22 protein-coding genes and 1 other annotated feature are annotated in these 21,515 nt (G+C 45.2%); of the genes, 11 read left to right on the top strand and 11 right to left on the bottom strand.

From position 1 onward, the window contains the following. The first annotated feature begins 2 nt into the window (after positions 1-2). Both DC345_RS04535 and DC345_RS04530 read left to right on the top strand, forming a co-directional pair. Positions 3-509, top strand: a complete 507-nt coding sequence (locus DC345_RS04535) for a hypothetical protein (protein WP_090900138.1) — start codon at positions 3-5, stop codon at positions 507-509. A gap of 5 nt (positions 510-514) precedes the next feature. After that, positions 515-793 (top strand): YxcD family protein, encoded by a 279-nt coding sequence (locus DC345_RS04530; RefSeq protein WP_024630486.1) that lies wholly within the window; start codon positions 515-517, stop codon positions 791-793. A gap of 154 nt (positions 794-947) precedes the next feature. Here the strand turns inward: DC345_RS04530 and tyrS are convergent, their stop codons facing one another. From tyrS to DC345_RS04495, 7 genes are all read right to left on the bottom strand, one after another. Continuing rightward, complete coding sequence (gene tyrS, locus DC345_RS04525; protein ID WP_113052086.1) at positions 948-2,207, bottom strand: tyrosine--tRNA ligase; 1,260 nt, start codon at positions 2,205-2,207, stop codon at positions 948-950. 120 nt (positions 2,208-2,327) lie between these two features. After that, positions 2,328-2,549, bottom strand: a binding site (T-box leader). A gap of 60 nt (positions 2,550-2,609) precedes the next feature. Further along, complete coding sequence (locus DC345_RS04520; protein ID WP_146752106.1) at positions 2,610-3,086, bottom strand: Imm63 family immunity protein; 477 nt, start codon at positions 3,084-3,086, stop codon at positions 2,610-2,612. 49 nt (positions 3,087-3,135) lie between these two features. Beyond that, positions 3,136-4,605, bottom strand: coding sequence for a protein adenylyltransferase SelO (locus tag DC345_RS04515; RefSeq protein WP_113052084.1), 1,470 nt, complete (start codon positions 4,603-4,605; stop codon positions 3,136-3,138). A gap of 482 nt (positions 4,606-5,087) precedes the next feature. Next, positions 5,088-6,404: a nucleobase:cation symporter-2 family protein gene (locus tag DC345_RS04510; protein WP_113052083.1), complete on the bottom strand. Its 1,317-nt coding sequence runs from the start codon at positions 6,402-6,404 to the stop codon at positions 5,088-5,090. A gap of 349 nt (positions 6,405-6,753) precedes the next feature. Beyond that, positions 6,754-7,053, bottom strand: a complete 300-nt coding sequence (locus DC345_RS04505; protein ID WP_113052082.1) for a Dabb family protein — start codon at positions 7,051-7,053, stop codon at positions 6,754-6,756. Between the two features lie 33 nt (positions 7,054-7,086). Continuing rightward, a complete protein-coding gene (locus tag DC345_RS04500) occupies positions 7,087-7,632 on the bottom strand; it encodes a PadR family transcriptional regulator (protein WP_181586481.1) in 546 nt (181 codons plus the stop codon). Between the two features lie 71 nt (positions 7,633-7,703). Next, complete coding sequence (locus DC345_RS04495; protein WP_113052080.1) at positions 7,704-8,861, bottom strand: YhgE/Pip domain-containing protein; 1,158 nt, start codon at positions 8,859-8,861, stop codon at positions 7,704-7,706. 97 nt (positions 8,862-8,958) lie between these two features. On the opposite strand from DC345_RS04495, the gene DC345_RS04490 reads away from it, so the two are divergent. The 3 genes from DC345_RS04490 (at position 8,959) to DC345_RS04480 (ending at position 12,217) form a co-directional block, all read left to right on the top strand. After that, a complete protein-coding gene (locus DC345_RS04490; RefSeq protein WP_113052079.1) occupies positions 8,959-10,212 on the top strand; it encodes a cytochrome P450 in 1,254 nt (417 codons plus the stop codon). Between the two features lie 230 nt (positions 10,213-10,442). Further along, complete coding sequence (locus tag DC345_RS04485) at positions 10,443-11,294, top strand: AraC family ligand binding domain-containing protein (protein ID WP_113052078.1); 852 nt, start codon at positions 10,443-10,445, stop codon at positions 11,292-11,294. Further along, entirely contained in the window at positions 11,291-12,217 is a 927-nt protein-coding gene (locus DC345_RS04480; RefSeq protein ID WP_113052077.1) for a DMT family transporter, read from the top strand. Before DC345_RS04485 ends, DC345_RS04480 begins: the two co-directional genes overlap by 4 nt. Before the next feature lie 107 nt (positions 12,218-12,324). Here DC345_RS04480 and DC345_RS04475 read toward each other — a convergent pair whose 3' ends face one another. Continuing rightward, complete coding sequence (locus tag DC345_RS04475; RefSeq protein WP_113052076.1) at positions 12,325-13,017, bottom strand: pseudouridine synthase; 693 nt, start codon at positions 13,015-13,017, stop codon at positions 12,325-12,327. A 200-nt stretch (positions 13,018-13,217) separates the two neighbouring features. Between DC345_RS04475 and DC345_RS04470 the strand changes: the two genes are divergently transcribed. The 6 genes from DC345_RS04470 to DC345_RS04445 all read left to right on the top strand — a co-directional run bounded on the left by DC345_RS04470 (position 13,218) and on the right by DC345_RS04445 (position 19,643). Continuing rightward, positions 13,218-14,102 (top strand): hypothetical protein, encoded by an 885-nt coding sequence (locus DC345_RS04470; RefSeq protein ID WP_113052075.1) that lies wholly within the window; start codon positions 13,218-13,220, stop codon positions 14,100-14,102. Positions 14,103-14,192: 90 nt separating this feature from the next. Next, on the top strand, positions 14,193-14,705 hold the full coding sequence (locus DC345_RS04465) for a DUF1963 domain-containing protein (RefSeq protein ID WP_113052074.1): 513 nt from the start codon (positions 14,193-14,195) through the stop codon (positions 14,703-14,705). Between the two features lie 263 nt (positions 14,706-14,968). Continuing rightward, positions 14,969-16,177, top strand: coding sequence for an MFS transporter (locus DC345_RS04460; protein WP_113052073.1), 1,209 nt, complete (start codon positions 14,969-14,971; stop codon positions 16,175-16,177). A 90-nt stretch (positions 16,178-16,267) separates the two neighbouring features. Further along, complete coding sequence (locus tag DC345_RS04455; protein ID WP_024630502.1) at positions 16,268-17,506, top strand: aspartate aminotransferase family protein; 1,239 nt, start codon at positions 16,268-16,270, stop codon at positions 17,504-17,506. Positions 17,507-17,784: 278 nt separating this feature from the next. Then, positions 17,785-18,834 carry a zinc-dependent alcohol dehydrogenase gene (locus DC345_RS04450; protein ID WP_113052072.1) on the top strand — a complete coding sequence of 350 codons (1,050 nt, stop codon included), beginning with the start codon at positions 17,785-17,787 and terminating at the stop codon, positions 18,832-18,834. A gap of 71 nt (positions 18,835-18,905) precedes the next feature. After that, positions 18,906-19,643, top strand: coding sequence for an HAD family hydrolase (locus DC345_RS04445; protein WP_113052071.1), 738 nt, complete (start codon positions 18,906-18,908; stop codon positions 19,641-19,643). A 102-nt stretch (positions 19,644-19,745) separates the two neighbouring features. On the opposite strand, the gene DC345_RS04440 is transcribed toward DC345_RS04445, so the two are convergent. From DC345_RS04440 to DC345_RS04430, 3 genes are all read right to left on the bottom strand, one after another. After that, on the bottom strand, positions 19,746-19,928 hold the full coding sequence (locus tag DC345_RS04440) for a YjfB family protein (protein ID WP_113052174.1): 183 nt from the start codon (positions 19,926-19,928) through the stop codon (positions 19,746-19,748). A 312-nt stretch (positions 19,929-20,240) separates the two neighbouring features. After that, complete coding sequence (locus tag DC345_RS04435; RefSeq protein WP_113052070.1) at positions 20,241-20,501, bottom strand: hypothetical protein; 261 nt, start codon at positions 20,499-20,501, stop codon at positions 20,241-20,243. A 31-nt stretch (positions 20,502-20,532) separates the two neighbouring features. Next, positions 20,533-21,393: a Cof-type HAD-IIB family hydrolase gene (locus tag DC345_RS04430; RefSeq protein ID WP_113052069.1), complete on the bottom strand. Its 861-nt coding sequence runs from the start codon at positions 21,391-21,393 to the stop codon at positions 20,533-20,535. Between the last annotated feature and the right edge of the window lie 122 nt (positions 21,394-21,515).

Here is a 21,515-nt window from a genome sequence, read left to right as displayed (position 1 = left end):
CAATGAAGAAAAAATTCGGAATTAAACATCTCATGATGGTTTTCATGGCCTTTACATTGCTGTTCGCAACAGTCGGAGTCGCAAATCCGGATTCTGCTGACGCTAGACGTGGTGGCGGTTTCAAATCGGGAACAAAAAGCTATACCAACACTCCTAAGAAATCCGATTCCAACAGTAATGTGAGCAAATCAAATACAAATAATAACTCCAGCAATGGAGCAGCTACTACCAACCGTGGCGGATTCTTCGGCGGTGGCGGTGGATTTATGAAAGGTATGATGCTGGGCGGTCTTGCTGGTATGATGTTCGGCGGATTGTTCGGTGGCATGGGCGCTCTGGGTAACATTCTTGGATTGCTCGTAAACGTAGCTGCAATTATGCTGATCGTGATGCTAGCAATGGCCCTGTTCAGAGCCATTACGAATCGCCGTAAACCAGCTGCAGATGGTCGTTATGACCGCCGTAATGATCGTGACGATGATGACCGTAACAGAAACGGACGGTACTAATCTCTATGGTTCTGAGCATGGATGAAATTGTAAACGCGATCTGTATTCACATGGCTGAACGCAAGGGTGTTCGCCCAACCGATGTCAACGTGGAACTGAGCTGGGAAGAAGATACGGGTTATTCGGCTGAAGTCTGGATTCAAGGCCGCAGTCAGTACCTGGTCGAATCTAACATGATCGAAGCGATCCTGCGCTACCTGCACAGTGAATACGACATTCGGGCTTACCGTGAGAATGTAAGACTGGATCTGGATGAAGAGATCACAGCGATTGTGAATCAATAAATTAATAACTAATAAGCCATTTGCGGATGGCATGTAGAAAAGGACCATCTCCATGATGTCAATGACATGACTGGGGACGGTCCTTTTTTTGTGTTGCTTGGGAAGATACAACTTTCTCTACGATCTTCCCAAGCTTCATACTGCACTCCTATGACTACTTCAATTTAACCAGACTGTAGTTTTTCTTGCCTTTGCGGATAATGATGAATTTACCACCGATGGCGTGCTCTGCAGAGACCGTGAATTCCAGCTCTGTCACTTTCTCACCATTCATGGAGATGGCCCCTTTGGTGACATCCTCACGCGCCTGACGTTTGGATGGCTCCAGACCAAGATCCACAAGCCAGTCTACAATATTTTTCGCTTCACCATCGGTTTCGAAGGTCGGCATTTCTTTAAACCCCTGCTCGATTTCGTCCGCCGTAAGGGAACGAATGTCTCCGCTGAACAGTGCTGCAGTAATGCGTTTTGCCTGCTCCAGCATTTCGTCGCCATGAACAAATTTCGTCATTTCTTCAGCAAGTGCCTTTTGTGCTTCACGCTTGTGCGGCTCCGTTTCTACCTTCTCAGCCAAAGCTTCAATCTCATCTTTGCTAAGGAACGTGAAGTATTTCAGGTATTTGATTACATCACGGTCATCCGTATTCGCCCAGAATTGGTAGAATTCGAATGGAGTCGTTTTATTCGGATCAAGCCAGATAGCCCCGCCCGCAGATTTACCGAATTTCGTTCCATCTGCTTTGAGCATAAGCGGGATCGTCAGACCATAAGCTTTGGCTTCTGGCCCTTCTTTTTTACGGATCAGGTCCAGACCGCTTGTAATGTTGCCCCATTGATCGGAACCCCCGATTTGCAGCTGTACATCCTCATGTTGGAACAGGTGCAGGTAATCGAGCGATTGGAGAATCTGGTAGGAAAATTCGGTAAACGATATTCCGTCTTCCAGTCTGCTTGCAACCACATCTTTAGCCAGCATCGTGTTGAGGTTAAAGTTTTTGCCGTAGTCACGCAAAAATTCAATCACATTGATTTTGTGTGTCCAGTCGTAGTTGTTGACCATACGTACCTGATTGTCGCCATCCGTTACAAACAGCTTTTTCATTTGTGCAGTCAGAGCGTCCACATTGGCCTGTACTTCTTCCAACGTTTGCAGGGAACGTTCCGATTGACGACCACTTGGATCACCAATAGTACCTGTTGCCCCACCAATCAGAATCACTGGACGGTGGCCAGCCAGTTGGAAACGTTTCAGCATCATGAACGGAATCAAATGTCCGATGTGCATGCTGTCTCCGGTAGGGTCAACCCCGCAGTACAAGGAAACCGACGTTGTCTCGGTCAGCTCACGCAGACCCTCCGCATCCGTCTGTTGGTTAATGGCATCGCGCCACTTCAGTTCATCAATAATATTCATCACAAACAACCCCTTCTCTATGCATTGGTATTAGGCCATGATCTACGTTAATTCACAAGCAGCTACACCGGGTGAGGCTTTTTTTGGACACAAAAAAATCGCCGCCTTGTCTTCAATAGACATAGGGACGATTATCATAACCGTGGTACCACCCAACTTGCACAGACAACAGCTCACACGCTGTCCATACCGCTTTAAGCAAAATATCGTTTGCCATTCCGCTTGGCATTACCCAAGTACTCCAGAGTGTAATTCGCAGCCCTTGTATGTATCAGGTTCCATCAACCCCTGACTTTCTGTAACAGGGACAAAGCCGCTACTGCGCTCTATCAACGTAATTCATGTATTCAATTTATAGCCAGTATAGCCGAACGTTAATATCATTGCAAGGGCAAGTATGCATTACCTCTTCTTCCTTGGTTCCAACCTCTCCAGATCCTGCCGTTTACCCGTCTGATGCCAATACAAGTAAGGATCACCAAGCTGTTGGAAAGCCTTCTCAACACTTTGGGTCAATTCTTGCGTCACTGCGTTTGTGTAATTCAAGTGTGTCTGTTTATTATCCACACCATATCGTTTCAGCAATTCCACATGCGCCGCCGTAAAAATGATATCCTCCAGCAGCCAGTAAATTACTTCTTCCGTCTCTTTCATTCTTTTTTCCAGCATGACCATGCCACGCTCGTATATACGAACTATATATGCATCATCTTCACTCTCTACATATGGAACGCCTTCCCATTTAAAGCTCTCAAACAAACGGTTAATATAGTTCTCTGTCTGCTGCCTGCCGAAGGATGTCTGTTCAAGCAACTGAAAAAGAGTTTTTGCAATATCTGGTTTACTTAGTATGTTGGGCATAAAATCTCCTTTTGACATGTTAATGAAAAAGCTGCCAATGGCAGCCTCTTCATAACAAATGTTCAATTCAGGTTCCACAAAAAGTCCGGTAGGAGGTATCGCATTGCGTAGGCAGTTCCGCGTACTCAGCCTGTTCGGGAGAATGTGCAAATGGGTTTGATAGGACAGCGAGAAGCTTTTCCATCACACTAAGATTTCCGTGATTCTCCGCTTGGTCCAGTGCTTCTTCCACCCGATGATTACGAGGAATCACCGCCGGATTGTTCGATTTCATCAATCGTTGCGATTCTTCTTTCCCTTCCTGCTGTCTGCCTAATCTTGCCTGGCGACGCTCATTCCATTCCGCAAACTCAGAAGTGTCGAACAAGGGAGCTCCCTTAACCGTATCAAAGGTAAGTGCGAGAAACGTATTCGTATAATCTGCACTATGCTTCTCCATCAGTTCAAGAAGATCCCTGATTAGCGCTTCATCCTCAGCCTCTTCATTAAACAAGCCCAGCTTGCTCCGCATTCCCGAGAGCCAGTGGTGATGATACAATTCTGAGAATTGTGCAATAGCATCCTGGGCGATTTGTACAGCCTGTTCTTCATCCTCATGCAGCAGTGGCAGAAGTGTCTCGGCAAACCGAGCCAGATTCCAGCCGCCAATATACGGTTGATTTCCATAAGCATACCGACCTTGCGTGTCGATCGAGCTAAATACCGTCGCTGGATTGTAGGCATCCATAAATGCACACGGCCCATAATCGATGGTTTCACCGCAGATGGACATATTATCCGTATTCATTACGCCATGAATGAAACCAACCTGCTGCCACTTAGCAATAAGTGAAGCCTGCCGCCGGATGACTTCCTGAAGCAACTGAAGATAACGGTTATCCGGTGAGGAGATTTCAGGAAAATGCCGTTCTATCGTATAATCAGCCAGTGCCCGGAGATCATTCGTTGATGCACCACTGGCTGCGTATTGGAAGGTTGCCACACGTAGATGACTTGAAGCCACTCGCGTCAGGATTGCACCAGGTCGCTCTGTTTCTCGTGTAATGTTTTCTCCAGTAGATACGACCGCCAGACTTCGCGTTGTAGGAATGCCGAGTGCATGCATCGCTTCACTAATAATATACTCACGCAGCATGGGCCCCACGGCAGCACGTCCATCCCCTCCGCGAGAGTATGGTGTTCTTCCCGATCCTTTCAGCTGAATATCCACTCGCTCGCCTTGTGGAGTGATCTGTTCTCCCAGCAGTAAAGCACGTCCATCACCAAGCATGTTAAAATTACCGAATTGATGACCCGCATAGGCCTGAGCCAGAGGCTCGGCACCTTTCGGTATCAGGTTGCCTGCAAACACCTCCGCTCCTTCATCACTGTTGAGAACCTCCACATTCAGTCCCAGGCTGGCTGCAAGCGATGAATTGAAGATGATCATCTTCGGTGATTGAACGGGTACCGCTCCCTGAACCGTAAAAAAGGTCTGCGGCAATCGTGCATAACTGTTATCGAAATGCCATCCTTCTATTTGTGTATCTTGTTGCATGTGATCACAACTCCTTTTCTGTAACCAAGCGATATCAGGATATCCCTTCGTTTATATTTTAGCCTTGTGAACCAATGCTCATTTATGTAGTCGCATGGAAATTCAACGAGAAGAACATGTAGCATGTTCATGATGAAACTTTAGCATATTTATCTCCCTTTTGCATTCATCCTGTTGTAACTTTCATACCCTGGGCGCCGTTTAAGTTTCAAGGGGTTATGAGCACTGAAAGCAAACCTGCTTATGTTCAATTAACTAAGGAGAAATCTGCCAAACTTTTCGAACTTATCACTGGTAAAAAAGCTTCCAGGGTATGTTGAATAAAAATATCCGATTTTACTCTAAAGACTCTGCAGTTTACCCAGCATAAAGACCCAAGAGATTCATTGGCGAGGGGAGTCATTCCGATCATTCCACCTCATTCAATATCATCTTGGGTCTGTTCCTTTTATCCAGATCGTATGCCAGTTAATCAGACAATCTTACGTATGTGCTTCTTGAGCCTGTGCGGGCTGTACGGGCAGACTCTCTTTTTTGAATCCGAGATTAAAGAAGATATTGAGCAGAATGGCGCACAGACTGCCTGTGATAATACCATCACCAACAATAATGCGGATACTTTGAGGCAGCTGGGCAAACAGATCAGGCACAGCCGTGACGCCAAGACCGAGTGAAACCGAACAAGCAACGATTAACAGATTGGATTGCTTGCTGAAATCCACATGTTGCAGCATTTTAACCCCAGATGAGACCACCATGCCGAACAGAACCACCGTTGCCCCTCCGAGTACCGCGCTGGGGATAATCGTTGCGAATGCCGCAACTTTGGGGATGAGTCCGAGAAAAATCAGAATACCTCCGGCTGCAACAACCACATTGGTTGTTTTCACTTTGGAGAGCTGAACCAAACCGACATTCTGGGCAAATGTGTTATAAGGAAAAGCATTGAAGATACCACCAAGCACAAATGCCAGACCTTCTGCGCGGTATCCTCGTGCCAGATCCTTTTCATTAATTGGTTGATCACAGATTTTGCTCAAGGCCATAAACACACCTGTAGACTCAATAATGACAACCGTGCCGACAATAATCATGGTAATGATCGGACCGATTTCGAAGGTAGGCCATCCAAAGTAAAAGGGCTGGGGCAAATGGAACCAGGAGGCTTCCTGTACAGAACTGAAATTCACTTTTCCCATGAGGGCAGCCACGAGGGTACCCACAATAATACCGAGGAGAACCGCAAGGGATTTGACAAAGCCGCGAGCATATCGATTCAGCACCAGAATAAAAAGCAATACCCCGAATGAGAGAGCCAGATTATCTAAGCTTCCGAAATTTTCGCTGTTTGCCCCGCCTGCCATGTTTTTGATGCCCGTTGGAATCAATGCCAAACCAATAATGGTTACAACTGTTCCAATCACGACGGGAGGGAACAGTTTGACAATTTTACTAAAGAAGACAGCACATATAACGATGAATATGCCTGCTGCTATGATGGAACCGTAAATGGCTGGAATTCCATATTGTGATCCAATCGCAATCATCGGAGTCACAGCAACAAATGAGCTTCCAAGAACCGCTGGCAAGCCAATTCCCAAATACTTCCCTTTGCGTGCCTGAAGCCATGTCGCGATACCACAGGTTAACAGGTCAATTGATACCAGGTACGCCAATTGTTCTGCAGTCAGGTTTAAAGCCCTTCCCACAAGCAGCGGAACCAAAATGGCCCCGGCATACATCGCCAATACGTGCTGAATTCCCAGTGAAAAAATCCTCATTCTCTTGGTTTCTCTCATCCCTATCTGCCCCCTGTAATTTAGAATCACTTTACCGCTGCAAAATCGTGTTATGTTGATTCACATTATATAAACAATTGGGAGAAGTTCGATGATTCTTAACATAGAATTGTTGTAGGTCATAAAGAGGATTCAATATATTGGGCACTTTGTACAAAAGGGAATGAGCACAACCCCCTCCGTTGTTATATTATCTCACATGAAAAACAAATCAACTTCGCTTCTCACGATTCCATCCCAATCGAAAACATAAAAAAGGCCAGCCAGAAATTTCTGGCTAACCTAATCATTTGAGAACCACCGGAATGGCGACCTCTTATGCATACTATATTATGGACAATGCTCATGCTCAGATCGGATAATCGACCACAATCACATTCTCCACCCACTCATTCAAGGAAGCTACAAAAGACTGATGAGCAGGATGCGGGCCATAAGCTCGCAGCGCTTCCTGATCTTCAAACGTCACTCTCAGACCAAGTGTGAAGCCCTGAATATGATCAGTCTCCTCTGTTACATTGATGCCTGCGGTGAGATCCACGATTCCAGGGATCTGTTCCTGTAACGCGAGCAGTTGAGCCACCAATTCCTGCTGTTTGACCGGAGTAATTGTATCGATTAATTTGAATACGACCAAATGTTCATACATTATCTTCTCATCCTCATTCCATTAAAGAGTTATTTAGCTTTTTAATACTCTGCTCTGAACATGATGCAGCAGCTTCTGAAGCCAGATCATATCACTTTGAATGGAGTGGTAAGCGTGATCTCGCATCAACAAGAGTGCATCTTTCAGATCCTCCTGCACATCAATCTCCTGAGGTGTATGAGAATCAATATATTCCAGTCTCTTATTCATCTTCTCAATAATATCCTCAATCAAATAAGCGATCTTCTGATTATCCACCTTATCCAAATGGACCAAAGCAGCATATAAGGACTGTACGTTCGTAAACTTCTGAAACACCTTATATATGCTCTCTTCAAGGGACTGACGTCCTTTTTCGGTGATGCCATATGTCGTTTTGTCCGGTCGATTTTCTGTTTGAATCGTTTCTACCTTCTCGATCAGGCCCTTCTTCAGCAACACTTCAAAATTATAATAAATGGTGCCTTCTGTAATCTTGGCATCCGTTTGATCTAGATGTTTCCCTATTCGTTTCTTAATATCATAGGGGTAATAGTTCCCCTCACTTAGTGCACCGAGTATAAATATTTGAATCGACATTGTGACTGCCCCCATTCTGCTCTTCCAAGGGTACAGCTTCTTCCTCATCGCCTACCCTCATAACTTCTATTTTATATCATAACGGGCTGTTGTACAGACTCCTGTGTCGTATCGGTCTGTTTGGCTTTTTTGAAATGATGAATGGCCGTATTGATCACAAAGGCTCCCAAGCCCACCAATGCCAGTCCGACCGCATATTCTACCGTTTTCCCTCCGCCGAAGAGAATATTATAATCCAGATGCGTTGAATAGAACATCGGTGTGATCTGACTCACGAATTTGAAGTATCCTGGCATCATCTCTGGGGACATGGACGTCCCGTTTGCAATGGACTGACTGAGTACGAATATCATATTGATCAGCATTCCGCCTTGACCGAGAAGCATGATAAAGATGCTGGTGAACTCAATGGACACAAACAGTTGCAGGCTGTGTACCATCCACATTTTCAAAAACACTTCCACTCCATACCCCTGCACCATAAAATAAATGCCAATCCCTACAAGTGGAGCAAGGATGGAAACAAGCAGGTTCGTACCTCGCATTGCAAAGAATGCTCTCCATTTCCCCATCTCTCCTTGCAGTTGCTTCATTCCGCCAATACTTTGCATCGCGTAGATCATGGCTCCAACATAGAGCGCCATCGTGATAAACATCGGTGCCATCTGATTCTGCATGCCTGCTGGCTGAGGGTTGCTCAGAACAATGTCCGATGACACTTTGCCCATAGTAGACTCCACAATTTGTTTCGATTGCTCTGCAGGAACCTGCATGCTGCTCAGCACACCCTCGAAGCTCTGTGCCTGAACCTGTGCGCCCATCTGCGCAGTAATTTCAGCTGCAACATTTTTCATGGAGCTCGTGATTGTTGTTGGGTTCGATTCATTAATCAGATACTGGAGCTGAGCTTTACCGCCCTGTTCAGACAGTTTCTCCGTAAAATCACCCGGTATACGTATGATCATATGGATTTCCCGGTCTTCAAGCCCCGTCTTTGCCTGTTCCAATGATTCGTTGGTTACTACCGTAAATGGCAATTGTTCCTGCAATTGTTGTACAAATTCAGTACCGGATTGCTGGTCCTCGTTGACAATGGCAACGGTAAGATTGGTTACATTTTTGGGGATTGCGCTATACCCTGACATAAAAACGGTCAACATTACAATTTGGTAAAAAACGATCATAAATATGCCTGCCTTGACTCCGCCATGCTTCAGTATGTTCTTCACTCTCTACTCCACCTTGTTATCTCAATTTAAACTACTTGAATTAAAGTACTCTCATTTGTTATATTTGTCAATGAGACCAACCAAGGAGGCGAAACGAATGACGAAGAGCTCTATTATTTCTCTGTCAGAAATCACGAATTTCCAATCGAAAGAAGAAGAATTCAGTCCCTACCGTTGGTATCGCAGCATGTTGAATCAGGAACCTGTCATCTACAATGAAGAGACCGATTCCTGGCATGTATTCAGGTATGATCTTGTCAAAACCGTGCTTAATGATCACGAGCACTTCTCCAGTGTGAGAAAGAGATCAATTGTTAATGTGGGATATTCAAGCGAAGAAGAAGGTTCGGACAGCGAGCATCACATGCCGGACAAGCTGGATATTCACAACGTAGATCCGCCGGAACATCGCAAGCGGAGATCATTGCTGGCAAGTGCATTTACACCCCGAAGTCTCAAGCTCTGGGAACCGAGAATAGAAGCCGTGGCCGAAGAGCTGATCAGAGAATTTGAAGATCAATCGGAAGTGGACATTGTTGAAGCTTATACGAGCATGTTTCCTGTCATTATCATGTCCGACCTTCTCGGCATTCCTTCCAAAGATCGTCATTTGTTCAAGGATTGGGTGGACACCATGTTTATGCCTACTACCGATGCCACTTTTGATCAAATTAACGAAATGAAAAAAATTGCCGGGGAAGAATATTTCAAATACTTGTATCCCTTCGTTGTGTCCAAAAGATCCAATCTGGGAGAAGATATCATATCAGACCTGATCCAGGTTGAGCTCGATGGCGAGCACTTTACGGATGAAGAGATTGTGCGAACCACCATGTTTATTCTGGGCGCCGGCATAGAAACCACAAGCAACCTGCTGGCCAACTCGTTCTACGCCCTTCTATATGACCAACCGGAATTGTATGCCGAACTCAGGGATAATCTGGAGCTTGTTCCGGCCGCAGTAGAGGAAATGCTGAGATATCGCTTTCACATCAGTAAAATGGACCGCATGGTCAAAGAGGATAACAGTGTCCTTGGTGTTGAGCTGAAAAAGGGAGACGCTATCGTGGCGTGGATGAGTGCAGCCAATATGGATGAGAACATGTTTGAAGATCCGTTCACCTTAAATATTCATCGATCAAACAATAATAAACAGCTTGCGTTTGGTTTTGGTACTCACTTCTGTCTGGGGGCTCCTCTAGCCCGTCTTGAGGCCAAAATTGTACTGACCACATTTCTAAAAACGTTCAACAGCATTGAACCCGTGAAAGGATTCAATCTGGAGAAAAATCTGACCGCTTCTGCGGCCGGACAATCTTTAACAAGCCTTCCACTGAAGCTGTATAAGTAAATACATCTGACGTAAAGTCAATATAAGGTTAATTTAGGTCCGAATTCATATTGTTATCCGTTAAATCAACTATAATAGAACCAAAATACTCGTAATCCATTTAGTTAGGGATAGCGGGTATTTTGGTTTTTTATATGTTTAAACAAAACGAAGCGAGCAATATCGTCCAAGAAAGTCCCTTCTTTTCATATTATAATGACATTTAACTTACCAGAAAGAAGGTGCAGCAGGTGACTCGCGAAGTGCGAACCGTCGTGTTCGATACCGATCTACAGCTCGAAGCTTATCAATTCGAAGGCATTATGCAGAAATTCCCCAATCATTTTCATGACTATTACGTCATTGGATTTATTGAGCAAGGCAAGCGACATCTTGTATGTAATAACGAAGAATATATCCTGAACACTGGGGACATGATTATTTTTAATCCGCATGATCCCCATGCCTGCGAACAGGTGGACGGCAGAACCCTGGATTATCGTTGCATCAACATTCAACCTGAGGTCATGCGCCAATATGTACAGGAAATTACCGGACAAGATTACTTGCCACGGTTTGCTTCCCCTGTCCTCTATCAGAGCGAACATGTTACTTCTTTGCATGAGCTGCATCAGATGATTTTGGAAGAGCAAGCTGACTTTCACAAAGAAGAACTGCTGCTCTTTCTGCTGGAACAGCTGATGAGAGAATATGCAGATGCCGAACCGCCTATTTCCGCTCAGGACGTCACCATCGAGATTAGACGCATATGCGAGTACATAGAGACTCATTATATGGAGAGCATTACGCTGAACCAGTTAGTCGAGTTAACAGGGCTGAGCAAGTACCATCTGTTGCGTTTATTTACTCGTCAAAAAGGGATATCTCCCTACCGCTACCTGGAAACGATTCGCATCAATCAGGCCAAAAGGCTATTGGAACAAGGCCAACTCCCAATAGAGGTCGCCGCGCAAACAGGTTTCAGTGACCAGAGTCACTTTACGAATTTTTACAAAAAACTAATTGGCTTGACGCCCAAGCAATACAGACGCATCTTCAATCATGAAGTGGATTCAAAGCGCACAGTGGATGATCAGTCATGACAAGTCAGAACAAAATCTCTACTGGACATCCGCTGGCCTTACTTACGATCCTGATCTGGGGAACAACGTTTATCTCCACCAAGGTGCTGTTGATCGATTTCACCCCGATGGAGATTCTCTTTTTCCGTTTCGTGATTGGCTATGTAGTGCTCTTCCTGATCTATCCGCGGTTGATGCGAATTACCTCACTCCGAGAAGAAATGCTGTTTATCGGTGCTGGATTATGCGGGGTTACGTTATATTTTCTCATTGAAAATATTGCACTGGTGTACACCCTCGCTTCCAATGTAGGTGTTATTGTTTCGATTGCTCCTTTCTTTACCGCAGTCCTTGCTCATTTCTTCCTGGATGGAGAGAGATTGCACAAGCGGTTTATCGTGGGCTTCACCATTGCCTTGTCTGGCATTATCCTTATTGGATTCAACGGCAGTTTCATTCTGCAACTGAATCCGCTGGGGGATCTGCTCGCTTTCGTGGCACCTGCTGTGTGGGCGGTCTACTCCATACTCATGCGCAAAATAGGTGAACTCCCCTATCACACCATCGGTGCTACACGCAAAGTATTCTTTTATGGACTATTATTCATGCTTCCGGCTTTGTTCCTATTCGAATTCCACTTCGATCTTGGGCGCTTCGCCAATATGGCCAACCTCTCGAACTTTCTCTTTCTCGGGCTGGGTGCCTCGGCCTTATGTTTTGTAACCTGGAACCGGGCAGTGAATCTTCTGGGAGCCGTCAAAACAAGTGTGTACATTTATTTGGTGCCTGTCATTACTGTCGTCGCTTCTGCACTGATTCTACATGAACGGATTACCAGGATAACGCTGCTCGGAGCTCTATTAACGTTGCTCGGATCATTTATTTCAGAGAAGAAAGTACAAAGAAAAGACGACTACCGTAGTAAGTTGTCAGAAATTCAATAATATATTTATGGCTTCATCCATCGTCCAGAACTCAAAAAAGAAGCATTAATCCCTATGGGAATAGTGCCTCTCTTCATTTTGCCGGGACATCGCAACGATGCCTTTCTCTAATTCAACATGGATAGAAGTTTCTCCAACTCTTGCCTCTCCAGATGTCTCCATTGCCCACGCTCCAGTCCTTCCAGCGTAACATTCATAATTCGGATGCGCTCCAGCTTGAGCACTCTGTAACCCAAGGCTTTACACATTCTGCGGATTTGCAGATTAAGTCCCTGCGTCAAAATGATACGAAATACGTTCTCACTATGCTTATATACCTCACATGGCTTCGTCACCACATTCAAAATCTCAACCCCTTGCGACATCGCCCGTACGAATTCGTCTGTCACTGGTTTGTCTACGGTTACTACGTATTCTTTGTCGTGGTTATGCTCCGAACGCATCATCTTGTTCACAATATCTCCGTCATTCGTCAGAAAGATCAAACCCTCGGACGCCTTATCCAACCTGCCAATCGCAAAGATACGCGAGGGATAATTCACATACTGAATGATGTTTCCCTCTACCTGTTCTGCTGCGGTGCAGACAATGCCGATGGGTTTATTCAAAGCAAGGTAAACAGGCTCGCGATCATTGAAAGGAATCTCCTCACCATCAATGAGTACGATATCCTCGGGCTCTACGTCTGCACCTTTTTCACACACGTTACCATTAATCGTGATGCGCCCGGCTGCAATTAATCGGTTCGTTTCCCTGCGGGAGCAGTATCCCGTTTCACTTATGTATTTGTTAATTCGCATGTTCCACCACTTCTCATCTGTAATATTGCCACTTGTTCATTAGCGAGCTTATGTTGCCAGTTCATCGGCTTCGTTCAATAGGTTAGTACCTTGTACTGATTTTCATCCCACATCATCTCACTTATAATGAAACGAAGCAAATGAATTGTTATACGTTAGTACATAGGAAATTCAACATAAACTTCGGAAAGGAGTTAGGCATGGACAAAAAGTGTATGAGAGTGCTTAAAAAATTATATCTACACGGTAATGGTGAGTATGACAGAGCACGAGGAGTAATGATCTATCAAACGGATACATTAACTGCTGCCCAGCAGGAGCTACTGACTACACAAGGCTGGGTGGCTAATGATCTGGAGTTAATCCACCATGATAATATCCTTCAACAACTAATCGCATTCCAGCAGAATGAACGTCTTTCCTGGTCGACGATTACCCAAGCATTTATTGCAGGTGTAGGGGGCAGTTATCCACGAGGCATATCTACGCTTACAAGCTATCATATGATGATTCACTCGCAGATGCATGCTTATGAGGAGACTGAACAGTTCCTTGCTTGCAAAGTTTGCGGATTCAGTCATAGAGATGAGGGCTGGGAGAATCTATCCAATATCCGTTACGCCCTGCACCAGGGTTATGATTACAGTGGGTCAAGCGTAGGTGCATACGCCGATCTGACAGAATTCATCAATTTACTTGAGAAGGAACCTATTAAACCAACTCCCGAGGATATCACTATATTTAATCAACTGCTTTATATGCTGGATCAAGCTGAAGACGAAGAATCTCCGGGAAAATTTGAGAAACGACTCACTGCAGAGAAATTGGTCAAAGGACATGCCGGAATTCGCAGAAGTATTCTTCAAGCGCTGTCCAGGGTAGGTGTGCTGCCCAATCAGGTTCTCTCCCTAAGTACAGACCATTGGACCAACAACGAACATCTCCTGAACGGTGAGTTGCAGCTTAATAATACCAAAGGCCGATCTGATATGGAGATGCCTTGGGCCGGCTGGCAAGGTAAACTTGGCGTCGATTGGGACAAAGCGCGCAAGCTGTTCGGACATGTGATTCAAGTCAAAGATTAAACCCACCAGCCTGTCATATTTATTGGTTATTGTTTGTCTAAACAGCTTAATCCAGATACAAAGAGGCCGCTTAATCAGGAGAGTCAGCCCTTGTTGCATTTGTTCTCCATTGATTGCAATACACTTTTACAACAGCTGCATATCCCTTCGTTGCCCCCTGGGAAGTATATTTCGGTCTTCTCCACCTATTCCGCTTCGGAATACTTTTTGGATCAGGTGTCCTATACGGGGGATGAGCTGGAATGGAAGGAAAATATTCTAGCTGGATGTACATATGTATCCGTATCTTCAGAGCCACTAACTTCCGTATGTCCCATTCAATCCATTCCTTTATGCGGAGTAGGATTGACCGAAATACAAATAGAGGAACAGGATTTCCCTGCCTTTTCATTTTTCTCTTCCATACTACCAAACGGTGCGAAAGGAATTAGCCATCTACTAGAGGACTATCAATTCGTTTGTCAGATTTATTCCGGGGATTTCCCCCATCCCTATCAGGATATACTGGGACTTTCTGATGCTAATGGATATTTGTTATTACGAAATGGCCTTGCGTCTGCTCATGCACCCTTGGATGGAATTTTCTTTGTGCAGACCGCCTAGTGGGGACGATAGCCTAGGTTTATTCATAAGGATCTGATCATCAAAAAGTTTCCTGTCTATTACAGACAAGGAAACTTTTTTCGCTTCGACACGAAATCGTTTTAGGTTGAACATTGTGTGAGTAAGATCATTCATTCGCCAAAAGTTAACATTATTTCACAATAAAAAGCATGTACAATTGCATAATTATGGTATAAGTTATATACGAAAGAAACATTATTTACATAATATAAAATTTATATCCATCTCAGGGAGGGCAACACATGAGGAGAATTTTCGCTTTAAGCTGTGGGTTTTATCTAATAATCGGCATAACCAGCGTTGTACTTGGTGCACTTCTACCCGTTTTATTGACACATTATGAGCGTGGTTATAGTGATGGCGGATTTTTGTTGTTTTTGCAGTTCCTCGGTTTTCTTGTCGGGGTGCTCGTTGCTCCTTCCATGACTGCCCGCATTGGCAGAAAATCCATGTTAACCATCGCATTGATCTGTATTGTGGCTGCCTATGCGGTTCTCGGATTCTTGCCATCCTGGTCAGTTGTTCTTCTTCTAACCATAATTGTCGGGTTTGGTTCTGGCATCATTGAACCCTCCGTTGGTGCGTTTACGATAGAATTTACGGAAAATCAGAAGGCAGTCGCGATGTCCAAGCTTGATGTGTACTTTGCCCTCGGAGCACTTCTCATTCCGGCAGTCGCTGCCTTATATATTTGGCTGAATCTTTGGCATCTTACGTTCTATACCGTTTCCGCGTTATCCCTTATTCTCATGCTGTTATGGGTGACCATGCCCACCTCCGCCGCTTCTTATCTGAAACAAGCTGGTGAAAATACCGTTGGACATGCAACGGGCAGATCCCAGTATTCCAGAAAACATCTGGGACTGCTCACAATCTTCGTCATCTTTTTCTTCGTTTACATGGGTCTGGAGTTAGGCCTAATGAACTTCTTGCCTTCCATTCTAGTCGAAAGATTACAGTTACAGGAATCTGTCGCTTCACTCAGTGTATCCATTCTATGGATTGCCATGATTATCGGTCGTCTTTTTTCCGGAAAAATTGCTGAAGCCGTCAACTACATGCCTTTCCTGATCTGGAGTACGGTAGGTACACTTCTGTTCGCCGTTGCCATGGTGTTCGTAACAGGCCAATGGGCAACATACCTGCTAATCTTCGGAACCGGATTATTCATGTCAGGACTGTTCTGTATCGCACTAGTCTATGCCAACATTTTGATTCCCGGCATGACTGAGCGCACAACCAGTATCCTGATTGCCTCAGGCGGTATCGGTGGCGCCATCTTGCAGTATGTAACCGGTTGGAGCATGAGTGCGTGGCCTGTAGTGAATACGATCTGGATTTTGGCCGGATTCTGTCTGATTCTGCTCCTCACTCTTGTACTCTCTCATCTCTGGAACGTAAGGAACAGTAGTGTAAGTGGAACTCTCGCACAACAGAGTAAAGAGATTTGAACGTTGCTTCTTGAGAGGGGTGATGCCTGCGTAATCCGGAATTGTTGATCTTCGTTCAGGCTAGTACATTACATTTATGGAGGGAATCGTATGCAAACTTTAACCAAAAACCGTTTCAGAACCGGACAAGGGATTAAGTTGATTGACGATGCAGGCGTTGAATATCTGGATGGAGTATCCGGTACATTCAATCTGTCACTGGGATACAATCATCCGCATGTCGTGAGCAAAATTCAGGAACAAGTCGGCAATCTGACGCATATGTCTTCCTCCTTCACAGAACCGTATGTGGATGAAGTGCTCGATCATCTGATTGAATATGCTCCAAACGACATTAATGCCGGATGGATGCGGGATATTACGGGCTCAACCGCCAATGAATGTGCGACCAAAATTGCACAGAAATACACGCAATCCACAGATATTATCAGCCTGTACTTGTCCCATCATGGGCAGACCCAATTTGCAACCGGGATATCGGGAAATGCCTTCCGACGGAAACGGTTCCCCAATTCGGCTGTAGCCAACTCCGTTCATGTCCCTGCACCATACTGCTACCGGTGCCCATTCAAATCTTCAAGCGGAGACTGCGGATATCAATGCGTTGAAGCTATCTCCGATGCCATAGAATATGCGAGCTCCGGCTCAGTCGCCTGCATGATTATTGAACCGATTCTCGGCAATGGCGGCAATATCATTCCTCCTGCAGGTTATTTCAAGCGTCTGCGTAAACTGTGTGATGAATACAATATCATTCTTATTGCCGACGAAGTGCAGACTGGAATCGGACGCACCGGGTACATGTTCGCCAGCGAACTATTCGATATCCAACCTGACATGATTACCCTTGCCAAAGGTCTCGGCGGAATCGGTGTACCTGTTGCTGCGGTATTGATGCAATCCCGATTGAATGTACTGGAGAAGCATGAACATTCCTTCACCTCAGGAAGCAATCTGATCTCCGTAACCGCTGCCAAATCTACCCTGGAGGTTGTATCCGAACCTGGATTCCTCGATGACGTGAAACGTAAAGGTGAAATTTTAGGTGGATTGCTGCAGGATTTGGCCATGAAATATCCAAGCATCGGTGAAGCTCGCGGAGTCGGGCTGATGTGGGGATTGGAAATGGTGGGTGACAATAATGAACCGGATACGGATAAAACAAACGCCATTATCGATCGCGCCTTCACGGATGAGCATCTGATTTTAAGAGGATCACGTTACGGCTTCGGGAACGTAGTTAAGGTCAGACCATCGCTTACCACAACAGAAGATGAGTTGGTTGAAATTGTAGAGCGACTCGATTCGGTGCTTGCAAGCGTCCATTAAAACATTTCAATGCCATTGCTCGAAGTGGTCGTTTCGGTTACGAATCGTTCTTCTGATCGCTGTTATCCCCGGATTTTATTTGATTTCCCTTTTCCGAGGGAAAAATCCGTTGATAGCATATGCTTCCGAAGCAGCTTTCTTCCAGAAAGCTTTTAGGCGAACGCTCCGCTTCTCCAGAATCGATTTCGTCCCCTCCACTACTTTCGTATCTTGTCAGAAACTGTTTTTAAAATGAATCGCTATAGTTACATTTCATATTATTATAAGGAGGTTTTAACATGTTAGCATTGGTATACAAATCGGCTTGGGATGTAGCTCTTGAGGAACGGCCTGTTCCGGAAATCGCGAGAGATAATCAGGTGTTGGTTCGAATCCGGGCAACGGGTGTGTGCGGTACCGACCTTGGTATTGTCAGCGGTAAATATCATGCGGTACCATCCGTTATTCTTGGTCACGAGTCTGCCGGGGAAGTCATTGCTATTGGCTCTGCTGTAACAACACTGCAGCCGGGCGACCGAGTTGTTATCGATCCTACCTATTATTGCGGGCAATGCGACATGTGCAGAACAGGCAGACAAAATCACTGCACACATAAGTCGGTTACAGAGACAGGTGTGAGTGCTGACGGAACATTTACGGATTATTATGTAACCGAGGATCGCTTTTTGTATAAATTAAAGGACCATGTGAGCTATGAGGAAGCGACCCTGACTGAACCACTGAGCTGCATGCTTACAGGCATTAATCAGATCCATCTGCTGCCGAATTTTAGAACAATTATTCTCGGTGCAGGGCCGATTGGTATTCTATACAGCTATGCCCTTGCTTCCAAAGGAGTCACTGGCTGTCTCGTCGATATCTCGGAAGAACGCCTGGCGATTGCAGGTTCGATTGCACCAGACCGTTGGGAGGTTCATTCATCCTTTGAAAATGCGATAGAGTCGCTCGCACCTACAACTAATCAGGTTGATATGATTGTGGATACGACAGGCGTTGTAGGCACACAAGTGCTCTCGCAACTCGCCAGCGGCGGTTATCTCATGCTGGTCGGTCTGAGAGATGGAAACACATCGTTCAATCCCAAGGAAGTTGTGGACCGCAGTCTGAAAATCATTGGCTCCATCGACTCTCTGGGCACATTCGCAACAGCACATTACATGATTGAGCAACAGATTATCCCGGCGAAAAAAATTATCACCCACTCGTTCCCGTTGGAGGATTACGAAGAGGCATTCCGCACGCTTGGCTGCGATATTCAGGGGCGTACACTTCAAGCTTCTTCACATGCTATCAAAGTGGTGCTGCAATCCAGCGGCTCCAGCATCTAATGTAGCAAGTTAATCATGTTTGAGATAAATTAGAGATAATTGCTTACAGAATCCTGGAGGAGGAATACAACATGGTAGCAAACAAGAAGTTTGACGGGCTGGGAGAGTCGAAGGATGACAGCATTCAGGCGGTCATTTTTGACATGGATGGCGTACTGATTGACAGCGAACCGATTTATTTCGAGATTGAACGCAGCTCTTTTGCCCATTTTGGCGCAAAAATGACGGAGGAAGAACATCACACCTATGTTGGAGTCACTCTGGAATCGATGTGGCGACAAGTATTGGACAAGCACCGGTTGACGGCTACCGTGGAAGAAGCCCTCGCCTACCATCAACATAATGTGATGCAGACGATGCTGGCTCACCCGAAGCTGACAGCCATGCCTTCCGTAGAACGCTGGTTAAGCTGGCTGCATGAGCAGCACATTCCGATAGCCGTTGCTTCTTCATCTCCACGTGCACTGATTGATCTGATCATGGACAAGACCGGACTCGGAAAATACTTTGAGGTCCGAATGACAGGTGAAGAAGTCACGAACGGCAAACCGGCTCCGGATATTTTCCTGACTACAGCTGAAATGATTGGAGCATCCCCTTCGAACTGTCTTGTCATTGAGGATTCGCGCAATGGTGTTCAGGCCGCCAAAAGTGCAGGCATGCGGTGTATCGGATACCGCAATCCGGGATCAGGTGACCAGGACTTGTCCAAAGCCGATCTTCAGATTTCCAGTTACGATGAGTTATGGACGCTGAAAGATACACTTCCGTTGGAAGGCAAATCGCCAAGCTTGTCGGAAATAAACTAAGACGAAAATAAACAACCCAAATGGCTTCAATTCCTTGGAATTGGAGCCGTTTGGGTTTTGCTTGCTGCAAATTAAACACAATAACGCAAACTTGAATATCGTCTAGACCGAAATATCCAGACTTCCACCCAGATTGGGATGAGGAGCCGGAACCGACTTTAACATTTCTGTTAGTTGCTGACCTTGCTGCTCTGCCATGTCTTTCGACATGGACATGACTTGCAAGCTCGCCGACTGTGACACTGAGACTTGACTCATAGCCATTGATAATGCTGCAATATCCATGTTCTGCACTCCTTTCGTTTTCTGGTCAATAGGCATACTTATTTTATATCGGTCAGATAGCAGGAAATATGTAATTCTCTCCTTCATGTTCAAAAGCTTAATTCGCCCTCCCGCAATCCTTTTGAAGATGCTATAACAAAACAAAACATCAACAAATACGTATATATTAAAATCAAGAGGGAGGTAGCTTATGAACGGGAAAAAATTTGTTATCCTTTTTTCAGTCATTGCCGGAATTTGCATCGGGTTATTTGGTGGATTTATCTATTGGATCCTGTCAGGAGTCTAGAACATTACTATGACAAATAGTCTCTAACCTAAGTATTTCAATACCCCATCTGTTTCCTTGGCTCTCAGGGTGACTTTGGCTAATAACTGTTCCGGTTGATGAAAATCCTCTTTGATCTCTGCCATCAATTCCTTTACCATCTCTTCCAGTTGCGCTAATGTTGTTTCTTTAGGTAAAATACGAGTTCTTGCGATCTCATGTTTACGAAAAGAATCATCGTACAATGGTACTGTTTCCTGACCGAATGCACTAATTTCCAGCTCAACTTTTATTCCTTCCGACATTGGTTTCACCTCTTCACTCGTTTAAGGCTGATTAGGCCTCAATCAATCCATATTTCACAAAACTGTGGTACAAGCCATCTTCTTCAATAGTTCCAGTTATATCATCTGCAATGACTTTGAGACCTGGCTTGGCATTACCCATCGCAATCCCTACACCACAATACTCCAGCATCTCCGCATCATTCATGCCATCCCCAATGGCAAGTGTATCTTCACGTGACATACCCAGATGCTCCAATAAATCTGCAATAGCAATGGCTTTATGAATGCCCGGGATCATCAGTTCACCGCTTCCTTCACCAAAGATAGGTACCGTACACTGAATGACTTCGAATTTGCCTTCAAACTCCTGCTTGATTCGATCGAACGGAATCGTGGAGCTTTCCAGAAAACAAACTTTGTTTACGTCGTCCTTGTATAAATCGGCTTCACCATATGTCAAACCAGCAATAAACGGATGTGGCTTTTGTTCTTTTTTTGCTCTGGCATCGGGATCATTCTCTATATCACCATAGATGCGGCGTTCCAGATGAGATTGAAGATGGCTACTCGCGTACAAGGCCGAATTGGATTCCAAATAGAAGTCAATCTGGTGTTCATTGAAAAAATCGACCATATGCCGTACATCTTCTGCCGTTACCCTTTTGTGATACAGCACATCCTGACCGAACTCAACATAGCCACCACCGGCACCGATCAGACCGTCAAATCCTACGTCCCATATAGAATCGTAGATTTCCGCCTTCGATCGTCCTGTACATAAATAAAGTAGATGTCCATTTTCACGTGCCTGTTTGCACGCCTGTTGTGCGGACACCGGAATGTTGCCGTCATCATCTACCAATGTGCCATCAATATCTATAAAAACAATCTTTCGATTCGTTGTGTTCATCTTCGTTTGCCCCCATCATGTATATTGCCTGCGTTAAATGGACATTCTCACCATGCCGACGGGCATTGTTCCAGAGTCATGTCCACAGGCTGAATAAGCTCTGCTTTGGCACCCACGCGAAT

The organism is Paenibacillus taichungensis, assembly GCF_003287275.1.
Lineage (GTDB): Bacteria > Bacillota > Bacilli > Paenibacillales > Paenibacillaceae > Paenibacillus > Paenibacillus taichungensis_A.
The sequence above is the reverse complement of the archived record's forward strand: the minus strand, read 5'-3'. Positions and strand labels throughout refer to the sequence as shown.